Genomic DNA, 14173 nt, shown 5'->3' with positions numbered 1-14173 from the left:
TTAACCGCCGGCGGTTAAGAAGTACTCACGGGGGCCAGCAGGGCAATGGGGTAGCGGGCGAACAGGGTGGCGGCGTCGATGCGGCCGCCGGGGTGCGTCGCGGAGGTGAGCAGGTCGGTCCACGTGCCGTCCGGGAGGATCACCGCGGTGTCGCCCCAGCCGTCCTGCTGCAACCCGACGCTGTGCCGGGTGGCCAGGGCCACGACGTCCGGCGCCGACCCCCGGGGCCCGCGGGTGAATCCGATCAGGTGTTCGGCCGCGGTCCCCGACGCGAAGACCGGCGCGTACGTCCCGCCTGCGAAGCTGCCCGGACGCTCGCGGCGCAGCCGTAGGGCCGTCCGGACGACGTGCATCTTCGCCGCGCCGGTGGCGTCGACCGGAGGCGTGCCGAGCCCAGCGAGCACGGTGCGACGCACGTCGTAGTCCACGGGACGGCGGTTGTCGGGGTCGACGAGCGAGTCCTCCCACAGTTCGGTGCCCTGGTACACGTCCGGGATCCCGGGCCCGCACAGCTGGAGGAGCTTCTGGCCGAGCGCATCGGACCAGGCGTGCGGTGCCAGTTGCGTGCACAGCGACCCGAGCGCCTTCCCGACGGTGCCGTCGATCACGGTGTCCAGCCAGCGGTGGAGGTCGCGTTCGAAGTCCTCGTTCACGTCGTTCCACGACGTCCGGGTCCCGGCTTCCCGGACGGCCTTCTCCGCGTATGCGTGGACGCGGTCGCGGAAGTCGGGCACGTCGCCCGCGGCGCGGCCGTCGACCGGCCACACACCGAACAGGTTCTGCCACAAAAACAGTCCGGTGGCGGGATCGGGGCTGGGGGCGATGCGCTCCCACTGGTCGACGCATTCCGCCCACAGGTCCGGCACCTGCGACAGGATGCCGATCCGGGCGCGGACATCCTCGCCGCGCTTGGTGTCGTGCGTCGAGAGCGTCGTCATCGCCCGCGGCCACCGGCCGGCGCGCTCGGCGGCGGCGAGGTGGAATTCGGCGGGGGAGACGCCGACGTGCGCGGGGTTGCCGCCCACCTCCTGCAGCGACACCAGCCGGGCGGTGCGGTAGAACAGGCAGTCCTCCACGGATTTCGCCATCACCGCGCCGCAGACCTGCTGGAAGCGGGTGGCCGCCTCCTCGTCGGCGATCAGTGCGGCGGCGAGGGCGGACAGTGCCGCGGACCGCCCCGGTTCGCGCCGCGCGGCGTCACCGATCACGCGGGTCGCGAGCCCGGCGAGCGGACTGTAGTCGGACCGGTACACGGGCATCGCCGCGACGACGTCCACGACGGCATCGCGCAGGTCCTCGGCGGTGCAGTCGGTGCCCGTCTCCGCGCGGATCGCGCGGACGAGGCGCCGGATCTCCGGGGCGAGGCCGGTGCCGGCGACGTCGCGTTTGATCGCGGTTTCGTGCTCGTGGATCCACGTCGCGTCACCCCGGTCGCCCGTGCGGGACGCCGACAGGGCGGTGAGCGCGGGAGCTCCCGACGGGTCGACGAACACGCCGCCGAGTTCGGCCAGTGCGTCGTAGCCGGTGGTGCCGTCGATCGGCAGGTGATCGTCCAGGGGTTCGGAGTGGCCGAGGATCTTCTCGATCACGAGCCAGCGGTCCGCGCCGATCACGCCGCGCAGCCGGTCGAGGTACCCGGCCGGGTCGGACAGCCCGTCGGGGTGGTCGATGCGCACGCCGTCGATCAAGTCGTCCGCCACCCAGCTCCGCAGTTCGCGGTGCGAGGCCTCGAACACGCGGGGGTCTTCCTGACGGATCCCGGCCAGTTCGCTGACCGCGAAGAATCGGCGGTACCCGATGAGCCCGGAGTTCCACGGGACCAGGCGGTATGACTGCGCGTCGTGCACCGACTCCGGCTCGGTCGCGTCCGTGCCGGGGGCGATGGGGAACCGGTGCTCGTAGAACGCGAGCAGCGGCTCCGGTCCCGAGCGGTCGACGGTCAGCGACTCGCGGTCGGCGTCCGATCCGAGGACGGGCAGCGCGAGCCGTCCGCCCGCGCCGTTGTCCTCGCTCCAGTCGATGTCGAAGAAGTCGGCGTATTCGGAGCCGCGACCGTGCGTGAGAACGTCCCACCACCAGGCATTCTCACGCGGATTCGCGACGCCCACATGATTGGGGACCAGGTCGACGACGAGGCCCATGCCGCGGCCGCGCAACTCCTGCGACAGCGCGGCCAGCGCCTCCCTGCCACCGAGAGCGGGGGACACGCGGGTGACGTCGGTGACGTCGTAACCGTGGGTCGAGCCCGTCGTGGCCGTCAGGATCGGCGACAGGTAGACGTGCGAGATCCCGAGGTCGTCCAGATAGTCGGCGACGGCGGCGGCGTCCGCCAGGGTGAAGCAGTCTCCGCGCAGTTGCAGCCGGTAGGTGGCCGTGATCGCCATCGTCGCCCCCGGTTCAGGCGGTCCGGCGCAGCACGACCAGCGACCGGGACTCGACCTGCAGCGAATTCCCGGCCTTGATCACCGCGTCCTTCGCCCCCGTCGGCACGGCGGTGTCGAGCACGACCGCCCACTCGTCGGCGTAATCGGAATTCGGCGTGGAGAACTCGATCTCTTCGTCGTGCGCGTTGAAACACAGCAGGAACGAGTCGCCGACCACCCGCTCACCGCGATGGTTGGGTTCGGGGATGCCCTCGCCGTTGAGGAACACCGCGAGGGACTTCCCGAAACCGCTGTCCCAGTCCTCGGGGGTCATCTCCTCACCGGACGGGGTGAGCCAGGCGATGTCGCGGGTCTGGTCGCCGCTGCGGATGGGGGTGCCTTCGAAGAACCGGCGGCGGCGGAACACCGGATTCTTCATCCGCAGCGCGATCACCCGTTTGGTGAACTCGACGAGGTCGGCGTTGGTATCGGCCAGCGACCAGTCCATCCACGACAGTTCCGAGTCCTGGCAGTACACGTTGTTGTTGCCCTGCTGGGTGCGGCCCATCTCGTCACCGTGCGCCAGCATCGGCGTCCCCTGGCTGAGCAGGAGGGTGGCCAGGATGTTGCGGCTCTGCCGCCCCCGCAGATCGAGGATCTCCGGATCGTCCGTGGGGCCCTCGACGCCGCAGTTCCAGGACCGGTTGTGACTCTCGCCGTCGTTGTTGTCCTCGCCGTTGGCCTCGTTGTGCTTCTCGTTGTACGACACCAGGTCGTGCAGGGTGAACCCGTCGTGGGCGATGACGAAGTTGATGCTCGCGCCGGGGCGGCGCCCGGTCGCCTCGTAGAGGTCGGAGGAGCCGGTGAGCCGGGACGCGAATTCGCCGAGCGTCGCGGGTTCGCCTCGCCAGTAGTCGCGGACGGTGTCGCGGTACTTGCCGTTCCACTCCGTCCACAGGCCGGGGAAGTTGCCCACCTGGTACCCGCCCTCGCCGATGTCCCACGGTTCGGCGATGAGCTTGACCTGGCTGACGATCGGATCCTGCTGGACGAGGTCGAAGAACGCGGAGAGCCGGTCGACGTCGTGCAGTTCGCGGGCGAGCGTCGACGCGAGGTCGAAGCGGAAGCCGTCGACGTGCATCTCGGTGACCCAGTACCGCAGCGAGTCCATGATCAGCTGCAGCGTGTGCGGGTGACGGGCGTTGAGGCTGTTCCCGGTGCCCGTGTAGTCCATGTAGTGCTCGGCGTCGCCGTCGACGAGCCGGTAGTAGGCGGCGTTGTCGATGCCGCGGAACGAGATGGTCGGACCGAGATGGTTGCCTTCGGCGGTGTGGTTGTAGACCACGTCGAGGATCACCTCGATGCCCGCCTCGTGGAACGAGCGGACCATCGCCTTGAACTCCGACACCGCCGCGCCCGGCTTCTCCGCCGACGAATACCCGGTGTGCGGGGCCAGGAAGCCGAACGTGTTGTAGCCCCAGTAGTTCCGCAGCCCCTTGTCGAGCAGGGTCTGATCGTGCATGAACTGGTGCACCGGCATCAGTTCGATTGCGGTGACGCCGAGGTCGACGAGGTGGTCGATGATCACCGGATGCGCGAGGCCCGCGTACGTACCGCGGAGTTCTTCCGGCACACCGGGATGCGTCGCCGTCATGCCCTTGACGTGGGCCTCGTAGATCACGGTGTCGTGATACGGGTGTTTCGGTGCGCGGTCGGCGGCCCAGTCGAAGAACGGGTTGATCACGACCGTCGTCATCGTGTGGCCGAGCGAATCGTGTCCGGGCAGCCCCGGCGCCGAGTCGTCCTCGGCTTCCGCTTCGAGTGCGTCCCCGGCGTCCTCCGCCTCGATATCGTCGTCGGTGTCGACGATCAGGGCGGCATCCTCGTATTCGTCGTCCCCGGCATCCTCGGGGGCGTCGATGTCATAGGAGAACAGGGACCGGTCGCCGTCGAATTCGCCGTCGAACGCCTTGCCGTACGGGTCGAGGAGCAGCTTGCTGGGGTCGCAGCGGTGCCCGGCCGAGGGGTCCCACGGTCCGTGGATCCGGTACCCATACCGTTGCCCGGGCACGACGGTCGGCAGGTAGGCGTGCCACACGTAGCCGTCGACCTCGTCGAGACGCACCCGCGTCTCCGTGCCGTCCTTCGCGATCAGGCACAGATCGACCGCCTCGGCGACCTCGGAAAACAAGGAGAAGTTCGTCCCGGCCCCGTCGTAGGTGGCGCCCAGTGGGTAGGCGCTGCCGGGCCACACGGGAATGGGCGTGGTGCCGGTCGACTCGCTCGCTTCCATATCGAGAACACTAGCCCGCGTTCGCGTCGCTCTCAGCCCGACGGGAGCGCACCGTCAGCCCGGGGTGGAGGTCCATGCGGCAGCAAGCATTCCGGTTGTGATATTCCGCACGTCCTCGCTGGTGCACACGTACGGCGGCATCGCGTAGATCAGGTTGCGGAAGGGCCGCAACCAGACTCCGGCCGCCACCGCGGCGTCGGTTGCGGCCCGCATGTCGACGGGCTCGGAGAGTTCGATCACGCCGATCGCGCCGAGCACCCGGACGTCCCGGACTCCGGGCAGTTCCCGGGCAGGCGCGAGACCCGATTCGAGCCCGCGGCGGACGTCCTCGACCTCGCCTCGCCAGTCGCGGGAGAGCAGGAGTTCGATCGACGCCACCGCGACGGCGCACGCGAGCGGGTTCGCCATGAACGTGGGTCCGTGCATCAGCCCGCCTGCGTCGCCGGCGCTGATGGTCTCGGCGACGTCGGTGGAGCAGAGCGTCGCGGCGAGGGTCAGGTATCCGCCAGTGAGGGCCTTGCCGACGCACATGATGTCGGGGCGGGTCCCGGAGTGGTCCGCGGCGAACAGTTCGCCGGTGCGGCCGAAGCCCGTGGCGATCTCGTCGAACACGAGCAGGAGCCCGCGCTCGTCGCAGATGCGGCGCAGTTCCGACAGATACCGGGGGTCGTGGAAGCGCATGCCTCCGGCGCCCTGCACCACCGGCTCCACGATGACGGCCGCGAGTTCGTCGGTGTGCTCGGCCACGAGGCGCTCGAACTCAGCGACGTACCGCGGGTCGAACTCGCGCGGCGGCGGTCCCGCGAACACCTGCCGTGCCAGGACGTCCGTCCACAGGGAGTGCATGCCGCCGTCCGGGTCGCAGACGCTCATCGGCGCGAACGTGTCGCCGTGATAGCCGCCGCGCCAGGTCAGCAGCCGATGCCGCTCCGGCCTGCCGCGACTGCGCCAGTACTGCAGGCACATCTTGACGGCGACCTCGACGGACACCGAACCGGAATCGGCGAGGAACACCTTGTCGAGTCCGTCCGGCGTGATCTCCACGAGCAGCTGGGCGAGCCGCGCTGCCGGTTCGTGGGTCAGCCCGCCGAACATCACGTGGCTCATCCGGCCGAGCTGCGCGGTCGCCGCCGCGTCGAGGACGGGATGCCGGTAGCCGTGGACCGCCGCCCACCACGAACTCATGCCGTCGACGAGTTCGCGTCCGTCGGCGAGAGTGAGGCGGGTGCCGCTCGCCTCGGCCACCACGAGCGGGGTGGTCGAGGCAGGGAAGGCGCCGTACGGATGCCAGAGCAGCGAGGCATCGAGCGAGGTGATGTCGTCGGCGGACAGGCTCGGGGAGGTCACGGTCTCGACCCTAGCCATCGGAGGAAAAGTGGGTCCACCCGGGTTGAACACCGTTCAAGTCGCGTATGGTGCCGAGTGTGAGTACCGACCACACCTTCACTACCTGGCTCGACGACGTCGAGGAGCGGCGCCGCGCCGCGGGGCTGCGCCGCGAGCTGCGGCCACGCACGTCCGGCAGCGCGCTCATCGACCTGGCGTCCAACGACTACCTCGGGCTCGTCCGGCACCCCGAGGTGCTGCACGGCGCGATGACCGCGCTGCGGCGGTGGGGCGCCGGGGCCACCGGCTCGCGACTGGTCACGGGATCGACCACCGAACACGAACTGCTCGAAACGGAACTGGCCGAGTTCGTCGGTGCCGACGCCGGGCTGGTGTTCTCCTCCGGGTACACCGCGAATCTCGGTGCCGTCACCGCGCTGTCCGGCGCCGGATCGCTGATCGTCTCCGATGCGGGCAGTCACGCCTCGCTCGTCGACGCGTGCCGGCTGTCGCGGGCCCGGGTGGCCGTCGCGCCGCACGCCGATCTCGACTTCGTCCGCAGCGCACTGGCCACCCGGCCGGAGGAACGGGCACTGGTCGTCACCGATTCGGTGTTCAGCGCGGACGGTGATCTCGCACCCCTCGTCGACCTGCACCGGGTCTGCCGCGAGTACGGCGCGTTTCTCGTGGTGGACGAGGCCCACGGTGTCGGAGTCCGCGGCGCAGGGGGCCGCGGACTCGTGCACGAGGTGGGACTCGCGGGCGAACCCGACATCGTCGTCACGGCCACGCTGTCGAAGTCGCTGGCCAGCCAGGGCGGTGTGGTGCTGGCGTCGGAGAAGGTGCGCGCACATCTCGTCGACGCCGCGCGCACGTTCATCTTCGACACCGGACTGGCCCCGGCGGCCGTCGGTGCGGCCCGGGCCGCCCTCGCCGTTCTGCGGCGTGAACCGCACCGCGCCGACTCCGTCCTGGACCGCGCCCGGGATCTCGCGCGGTTCACCGGTGCCGCGGCACCCGAGTCCGCCGTGGTCTCGGTGATCCTCGGGGACCCGCAACGCGCCTTCGACGCCGCGGCCGCCTGCCGCGAGCAGGGGCTGCACGTCGGCTGCTTCCGGCCCCCGTCGGTGCCCGAGGGCACGTCGCGATTGCGGCTCACCGCCCGCGCGACGCTCGATCCGGACGAGCTGGCCCGGATCGAGTCCGTGCTCACCGACGTCCTGGCGGGGGCGTCGGCATGAGCATCCTGATGGTCACCGGAACGTCGACGGACGTCGGCAAGACGGTGGTGACGGCGGCACTCGCGGCGGCCGCGCGCGAAGCCGGTCTGTCCGTCGCGGTGTGCAAGCCCGCGCAGACCGGCGTCGCGCCGGGAGAACCGGGCGATCTTGCGGAGGTGACCCGGCTGTCCGGCGTCACCGCGGTGGTGGAACTCGCCCGCTACCCCGAACCGCTGGCCCCCGACACCGCCGCACGCCGCAGCGGTCTGCCGATGCTGCGGTGCGACGACGTCGTCGAGGCGGTCCGCGCGCTCGCCGACCGGCACGATCTGGTCCTCGTCGAGGGTGCGGGCGGGTTGCTGGTGCGGATGGGCGCCGAGGGCTTCACGCTCGTCGATCTCGCGCTCGCTCTCGGCGCACCGGCTGTCGTGGTCGCGGCGGCCGGACTCGGCACGCTCAACCACACCGAACTCACGACCCGGGCGCTGGCGGCGGCCGGCGTCGCCTGTGCAGGCACGGTGATCGGGTCGTGGCCGGACGAGCCCGGGCTCGCCGAGCGGTGCAATCTGGACGACCTGCCCGCCGTGACGGGTGTCGACCTGGCCGGCTCGATCCCGGCGGGCAGCGGCCGCCTCGACCCGGCGTCGTTCGCCGCGGCCGCGTCCACGTGGTTCGACGGCACCTGGCTGAAGGCGACGGTCACGGCCGGCTGACCCGGTCGGTCAGGATTCCGCGAGCACCGACAGCACGTTGCCTGCCGGGTCGGTGAACCACGCGATGTCCGGCCCGTTGCCGCGCATGATTCCCTTGTCGTCCTGCTCGAAACCGTCGTACCGCAGGAACCGGATCCCGCGTTCGGTGAGCGCGTCGACGGCCTTCTCGACGTCGTCGACCGCGAAGTTCAGGATCGTGAACGTCGCAGGCGTGTGGTCGGGTTTCGGGTAGATCAGCACCACGGGACCCTGGGGGAGATGCAGGCCCAGCAGGCCCATCTCCTCCTCGGTGACCTCGAGACCCAGGGTGTCGGTGTAGAAGGACTTGGCCGCGGCGATGTCGTCGACGGCGAATCCGCTGAATGCTCTCGCGTTGTTCAACATGGCTCTGTCTCTTTCCTGCCGGTGGGTGGGTCAGGACATCTCGGCCCGCGCCTGCGCGCTGAGCTGGATGATCTGAACGAAATTGCCGTCGGGGTCGACGGCGGTGCCGAACCAGCTGCCGTCGCGATCCTCGAGCGGGGACAGCCACGTGGCCCCGAGGTCGTCGAGGCGACCGGCCGCGGCGCGGGCGTCGGCGACCTCGAAATTGAGGAGGACACGCCCGGGTTCGGGATTCGTGTCGCCGACGTCGTCGCGCCGGTCGAGCATGATGTAGAAACCGTCGAAATCGAGGACGTCGTAGCCCGGTTCGCCGGGCGTGCGGTCGACCTTCGGCGAGAACGCGGCCGTGTACCAGTCCCGCAATCGTTCGGGGTGTGTGCTGGCGAGCAGGATGCTTCCGATCGTGGCGTCGGCCATGATTTCCTCCCGGTGAGGGTTCGGTTTCGGTGGTCCTACAGGTATCGACTCGGCCGCCCGGCGAAATTCATCGCCCCCGGTTTTCCGCGGGCCGAAAGCTGCCCCGGTTCCCCGGAATATCGGTAGTGTGATTCAGGTCACGGCTACATCCGGCTGGGTTGGGAGGGGTCACATGTCGACCTCCGAAATGCTCGAATTGAATCGCACCATCGACCGCCTTCGGCGCGCTGTCGGTTCGTTGCGAACGATGTACGGCGACGCCGCGTCCGTGCGGCGACTGAGCAATGATCTGGAGCGCCTCGAGATCGACGCGCGCGACCTCGACTCCTCGCCACCGAACGTCGTCCATCGCGAACCGGTGGAACGAATCAAGGTGTCGGACACCCCGTACGACGCGTCGATGTGGCTCGGTGTCGATGACGAGGGGCTGGGCGGGCTCCACTACGAGCGCGGATGAGCGCGCCGCCGAAGAATTCCGAAAGTGCCGGTGTGGGGGCGCCGACGCGTGCCCGGATCGTGGAACGCACGCTCCGCACCGACCGGTGGTGGCTGGCGCCGCTGCTGACGGTGCTCGGCCTGTCCGTCTTCGTGGTGTACGCATCGGTCCGGTCGTGGGTCCGCACGGCGTACTTCGTCGAGGACTACCACTACCTGACCCCGTTCTACTCGCCGTGCCTGAGCGATTCGTGTGTGCCCGGTTCGAGCGACTTCGGGACACCCATCGGCGAGTTGCCGATGATCATCCCCCTCGGATTCCTGGTGCTGCCGTTCCTGCTCGGCTTCCGCCTCACGTGCTACTACTACCGCAAGGCCTACTACCGGTCGGTGTGGTTCTCGCCGCCCGCGTGCGCGGTCGCGGAACCGCACGGCAAGTACACGGGGGAGACGCGGCTCCCGCTGATCGTCCAGAACGCGCACCGCTACTTCTTCTACGTAGCCCTCGTCGTGTCGCTGATCAACACGTACGACGCGATCCGCGCGTTCCACGGCGCCGACGGCGGGTTCGGGATCGGGCTCGGCACCCTCATCATGGTCGGCAACGTGATCCTGCTCTGGGCGTACACCGTGTCCTGCCATTCCTGCCGGCACGTCACGGGCGGCAGGCTCACCCACTTCTCCCGGCACCCGATCCGATACCGGCTCTGGACCGGGGTCAGCAAACTGAATACTCGGCACATGCAGCTCGCCTGGACCACGCTCGCCACACTGATCGTCACCGACTTCTACGTGATGCTCGTGGCCAGCGGCACCATCTCCGACCTGCGCCTGATCAACTGACTTCACCGAAGAGGGAGTGGAATGACGGAAGTCGAACGGCACCAGTACGACGTCGTGGTCATCGGTGCCGGGGGCGCCGGACTGCGAGCCGTCATCGAGGCCCGGGAGCAGGGCCTGTCCGTGGCCGTCGTCTGCAAGTCGCTGTTCGGCAAGGCGCACACCGTCATGGCGGAGGGCGGTTGCGCCGCCGCGATGGGAAACGCCAACGAGAAGGACACGTGGCAGACCCATTTCCAGGACACGATGCGCGGCGGCAAGTTCCTCAACAACTGGCGGATGGCCGAACTGCACGCCCGGGAGGCCCCCGACCGGGTGTGGGAACTCGAAACGTACGGCGCCCTGTTCGACCGGACCCCCGACGGCCGGATCAGTCAGCGCAACTTCGGCGGTCACACCTATCCGCGGCTCGCGCACGTCGGTGACCGCACCGGACTCGAACTGATCCGCACCATGCAGCAGAAGATCGTGTCGCTGCAGCAGGAAGACTTCGCCGCCACCGGCGACTACGAGGCCCGCATCAAGATCTTCGCCGAGTGCACCGTCTCCGAACTCACCAAGGACGGCGACCGGATCTCGGGCGCCTTCGGATACTGGCGCGAGAGTGGACGATTCGTCCTGTTCGAGGCGCCCGCCGTGGTGATGGCCACGGGGGGAATCGGCAAATCGTTCAAGGTGACGTCGAACTCGTGGGAATACACCGGCGACGGGCACGCCCTCGCCCTCCGCGCGGGCGCGAACCTCATCAACATGGAATTCGTGCAGTTCCACCCCACCGGGATGGTGTGGCCGCCCAGCGTCAAGGGGATCCTCGTGACCGAGGGTGTCCGCGGCGACGGCGGGGTCCTGAAGAACTCCGAGGGCGAGCGGTTCATGTTCTCGTACATCCCGCCGGTCTTCAAAGGCCAGTACGCGGAGACCGAGGATGAGGCCGACGGCTGGTACAAGGATTCCGACAACAACCGCCGCACACCGGACCTGCTGCCCCGCGACGAGGTGGCCCGCGCCATCAACTCCGAGGTCAAGGCGGGACGGCAGACCCCGCACGGCGGCGTGTACCTCGACATCGCCTCGCGGATGCCCGCCGACGAGATCGTCCGGCGCCTGCCGTCGATGTACCACCAGTTCAAGGAACTCGCGGACGTCGACATCACGAAGGAGCAGATGGAGGTCGGACCCACCTGCCACTACGTGATGGGAGGCATCGAGGTCGACCCCGACACCGGATCGTCCAGCGTCGCCGGTCTGTTCGCCGCGGGGGAGTGCTCGGGCGGAATGCACGGCTCCAACCGGCTCGGCGGCAACTCGCTGTCCGACCTCCTCGTGTTCGGCCGTCGCGCGGGACTCGGCGCCGCGGAATACGTGAAGTCGCTGCGGGAGCGGCCGGTCGTCTCCGCCGACGCGGTGGACGCGGCGGCCCGGATGTTGTTGTCGCCGTTCGATCCGGCGGTCGGGGAGGGCGGCATCACCGAGAATCCGTACACGCTCCACACCGAACTGCAGCAGACCATGAACGACCTCGTCGGCATCATCCGGAAGGAAGACGAGATCGCGCGCGCCCTGGAGAAACTCACCGAGATCAAGGGCCGGATCGGGGGTGTCGAGGTGGAGGGGCACCGCCAGTTCAACCCGGGCTGGCACCTCGCCGTGGATCTGCGGAACATGGTGCTGGTCAGCGAATGTGTCGCGCAGGCGGCCCTGCTGCGCACCGAAAGTCGCGGCGGGCACACGCGCGACGACCACCCGAGCATGGAGGCGGAGTGGCGCAACACCCTGCTGGTGTGCAGCGTCGTCGGCGACATGTCCACGCACCCCGATTCCGTGGTCCCCGACGTCACGGTCACCCGCGAGCCCCAGCTCCCGATGCGACCGGAACTGCTGGAGCTGTTCGACATCGACGAACTGGCCAAGTACTACACCGACGCCGAACTCGCGGAACATCCGGGAAGGAAGGCCTGAGATGGGATACGACGCGCAGTTCCGGGTATGGCGCGGCGACGCCGACGGCGGCGCCCTCGAGGACTACTCCATCCCCGTCAACGAGGGTGAGGTGGTGCTCGACATCATCCACCGGTTGCAGGCGACGCAGACTCCGGACCTCGCGGTGCGATGGAACTGCAAGGCGGGCAAGTGCGGGTCGTGCTCCGCGGAGATCAACGGCCAGCCGCGGCTGATGTGCATGACCCGGATGTCGACGTTCACGGAGGACGAGGTGGTGACGGTGACGCCGCTGCGGGCGTTCCCCGTCATCCGCGACCTCGTCACCGATGTGTCGTTCAACTACCAGAAGGCCAGGGAGATCCCGTCGTTCACCCCGCCGCCGGGACTCGGGCCGGGTGAGTACCGGATGCAGCAGATCGACGTCGAACGGTCGCAGGAATTCCGTAAGTGCATCGAATGCTTCCTCTGCCAGAACACGTGCCACGTCATCCGTGATCACGACGACAACAAGCCGGCGTTCTCCGGGCCCCGATTCTTCATCCGCGTCGCCGAACTGGAGATGCATCCACTCGACACGGCGGACCGTCGTGACGCGGCGCAGGAAGACTTCGGTCTCGGACTGTGCAACATCACCAAGTGCTGCACCGAGGTGTGCCCCGAGGGGATCAAGATCACCGACAACGCCATCATTCCGATGAAGGAGCGGGTGGTCGACCGGCGGTACGACCCGATCGTCTGGTTGGGCAACAAGCTGCGGCGTCGCCGCCCGTGAGTACTTGTTAACCGCGGGCGGTTAAGAAGTACTCACGGGTGCGTCAGTGCACGGCGTGCAGGTTGCGGGCGGTCGGCGACTTCTCGACCGACTCGGGGTCCGGGTCGGTGCCGAGGATCCGGTCGGCGGTTCCCGAGGTGGTGACGGTGAACCAGTAGTGCTCGTTCTTGTAGTGGTGATGGCGGTGGTTGCGCCAGATCGCGCGGTAGAGGCGGGAGTTCGGCTTGTAGTCGCTGTGGATGAGGTAGTGCGTCCATTCGTAGAGGACGCCCAGGACGCTCAGCACCACGAGGAACGTCAGCCCGAGCCCGGTGCGGGGGAACGTGAACACTGCGAGCGCCACGAGAACCGGGATCAGCCACATCAGGGTCTGCCACGGAATGAAGACGAGCGGCACGTCGCGGGGATCGACGTGGTGCTCGCGATGCTTCCGGGCGAGGAGCGAATCGACGGTCAGGCCCAGGACCTTCCGGGGCTTCCAGTGCAGGATGCAGACGTGGATGACCCATTCGGCGAACGGGAACACCGCCAGCATCACCAGCGGCACGACGGCATCGGTGACCTGCCAGTCGCCGACGACGACGCGGGCGACCGCTGCAGCGGCGAGCATGCCGCCGATCATCCACGGTGACGGGTGGCGGCGGAACTGGTCCGCGGCGTCGCGGAGGGTGATCGACCTGCGTTGGCGGCGATCTGCGGGAGGTGTCGTGGTCATGTGTCCTTCTCCGAATCGTGGTGTTGCAGTGTGTCGATCACGGCGGTCACGGCCGCCGTCCCGAGGTCGAGCAGGGTGGTGGCGGTGTGCGCCGCGAGGTCTTCGTCGTGTGCGGAGATGGCGTCCGCAAGCCGGTGGTACAGGTCGGCGCGGCCGACCTCCGCGACCATCACGGCGGCCATCGCGGTCATGGTCGGTTCGTACGCGTTGCGGAGGCTGTTGAAGATGAGCCGGAACGCGATGGAATCGGCGGTGTCGACGACGCGCTCCCAGAACGCCAGCGCGCCGACCTGCTGCGCGACCGGATCGCTCTCGGCAGCAAGGTGATCCACGGCCTCGCGGAGAGCTGCGGCCGACTTCTCGGTCGCCCGGTCCGCGGCGAGCCGGGCGACCTGCACGCCGATCATCCGCCGCGCCTCGAGGATGCTCCGGACCACCGCCCAGTCGGGTTCACCGCCGCGGATCAGCAGCTGGGACAGCAGTTCGGGCCCGCCGTGCTGCCGGAAGTCGCGGACCGAGGTGGCGTCGCCCTGCCGGACCTCGACGAGCCCGGCCTGGGCGAGTTTCTGGATCGCTTCCCGGACCGCGGGCCGGGACACCCCGAACGCCTCGGCCAGGCGCCGCTCGCTGGGCAGGGCCTCGCCGGCGGCGAGGTCGCCGCCGAGTACGCGCGCGGTGATCTGGTCGAAGACTTCGGTGGAGGCGGATTTCCGCGCGATCGGCTCGAACATCATGACCCGACACTAGAACGGCT

13 protein-coding genes are annotated in these 14173 nt (G+C 68.9%); 6 read left to right on the top strand and 7 right to left on the bottom strand.

Annotated elements, in window-relative coordinates; translation table 11 throughout:
* Positions 1–14 precede the first annotated feature (14 nt).
* From treY to I1A62_RS11890, 3 genes are read right to left on the bottom strand one after another with little or no spacing between them, the layout of a single operon-like run.
* On the bottom strand, positions 15–2384 hold the full coding sequence (gene treY, locus I1A62_RS11900; RefSeq protein WP_219458769.1) for a malto-oligosyltrehalose synthase: 2370 nt from the start codon (positions 2382–2384) through the stop codon (positions 15–17).
* A gap of 13 nt (positions 2385–2397) precedes the next feature.
* Positions 2398–4656, bottom strand: coding sequence for a glycogen debranching protein GlgX (gene glgX, locus I1A62_RS11895; protein WP_219458768.1), 2259 nt, complete (start codon positions 4654–4656; stop codon positions 2398–2400).
* Between the two features lie 54 nt (positions 4657–4710).
* The gene (locus I1A62_RS11890; RefSeq protein ID WP_124389991.1) at positions 4711–6003 is read right to left on the bottom strand and encodes an adenosylmethionine--8-amino-7-oxononanoate transaminase; all 1293 of its coding nucleotides are present in this window, start codon (positions 6001–6003) and stop codon (positions 4711–4713) included.
* A 65-nt stretch (positions 6004–6068) separates the two neighbouring features.
* Between I1A62_RS11890 and I1A62_RS11885 the strand changes: the two genes are divergently transcribed.
* Both I1A62_RS11885 and bioD read left to right on the top strand, forming a co-directional pair.
* Positions 6069–7223 (top strand): 8-amino-7-oxononanoate synthase, encoded by a 1155-nt coding sequence (locus tag I1A62_RS11885; RefSeq protein ID WP_219458767.1) that lies wholly within the window; start codon positions 6069–6071, stop codon positions 7221–7223.
* Complete coding sequence (bioD, locus tag I1A62_RS11880; RefSeq protein ID WP_219458766.1) at positions 7220–7915, top strand: dethiobiotin synthase; 696 nt, start codon at positions 7220–7222, stop codon at positions 7913–7915. The genes I1A62_RS11885 and bioD overlap by 4 nt, the downstream gene beginning before the upstream one ends.
* A gap of 9 nt (positions 7916–7924) precedes the next feature.
* Here bioD and I1A62_RS11875 read toward each other — a convergent pair whose 3' ends face one another.
* Both I1A62_RS11875 and I1A62_RS11870 read right to left on the bottom strand, forming a co-directional pair.
* On the bottom strand, positions 7925–8299 hold the full coding sequence (locus I1A62_RS11875; protein WP_219458765.1) for a VOC family protein: 375 nt from the start codon (positions 8297–8299) through the stop codon (positions 7925–7927).
* 30 nt (positions 8300–8329) lie between these two features.
* Complete coding sequence (locus tag I1A62_RS11870) at positions 8330–8716, bottom strand: VOC family protein (protein WP_219458764.1); 387 nt, start codon at positions 8714–8716, stop codon at positions 8330–8332.
* 172 nt (positions 8717–8888) lie between these two features.
* Between I1A62_RS11870 and I1A62_RS11865 the strand changes: the two genes are divergently transcribed.
* The 4 genes from I1A62_RS11865 to I1A62_RS11850 are packed head-to-tail and all read left to right on the top strand — an operon-like array spanning position 8889 to position 12704.
* A complete protein-coding gene (locus I1A62_RS11865; RefSeq protein ID WP_219458763.1) occupies positions 8889–9173 on the top strand; it encodes a hypothetical protein in 285 nt (94 codons plus the stop codon).
* A complete protein-coding gene (locus I1A62_RS11860; RefSeq protein ID WP_219458762.1) occupies positions 9170–9994 on the top strand; it encodes a hypothetical protein in 825 nt (274 codons plus the stop codon). Before I1A62_RS11865 ends, I1A62_RS11860 begins: the two co-directional genes overlap by 4 nt.
* Positions 9995–10015: 21 nt before the next feature.
* Positions 10016–11950: a fumarate reductase/succinate dehydrogenase flavoprotein subunit gene (locus I1A62_RS11855; RefSeq protein ID WP_219458761.1), complete on the top strand. Its 1935-nt coding sequence runs from the start codon at positions 10016–10018 to the stop codon at positions 11948–11950.
* Position 11951: 1 nt separating this feature from the next.
* Complete coding sequence (locus I1A62_RS11850) at positions 11952–12704, top strand: succinate dehydrogenase/fumarate reductase iron-sulfur subunit (RefSeq protein ID WP_087556274.1); 753 nt, start codon at positions 11952–11954, stop codon at positions 12702–12704.
* Between the two features lie 43 nt (positions 12705–12747).
* Here the strand turns inward: I1A62_RS11850 and I1A62_RS11845 are convergent, their stop codons facing one another.
* Both I1A62_RS11845 and I1A62_RS11840 read right to left on the bottom strand, forming a co-directional pair.
* Positions 12748–13419 (bottom strand): sterol desaturase family protein, encoded by a 672-nt coding sequence (locus I1A62_RS11845; protein WP_124390000.1) that lies wholly within the window; start codon positions 13417–13419, stop codon positions 12748–12750.
* Complete coding sequence (locus I1A62_RS11840) at positions 13416–14153, bottom strand: FadR/GntR family transcriptional regulator (protein ID WP_124390001.1); 738 nt, start codon at positions 14151–14153, stop codon at positions 13416–13418. The genes I1A62_RS11845 and I1A62_RS11840 overlap by 4 nt, the downstream gene beginning before the upstream one ends.
* Between the last annotated feature and the right edge of the window lie 20 nt (positions 14154–14173).

This window comes from Rhodococcus sp. USK10 (assembly GCF_019378875.1).
Lineage (GTDB): Bacteria > Actinomycetota > Actinomycetes > Mycobacteriales > Mycobacteriaceae > Rhodococcus_F > Rhodococcus_F pseudokoreensis.
This window is presented reverse-complemented; position numbering and strand designations above follow the sequence as displayed.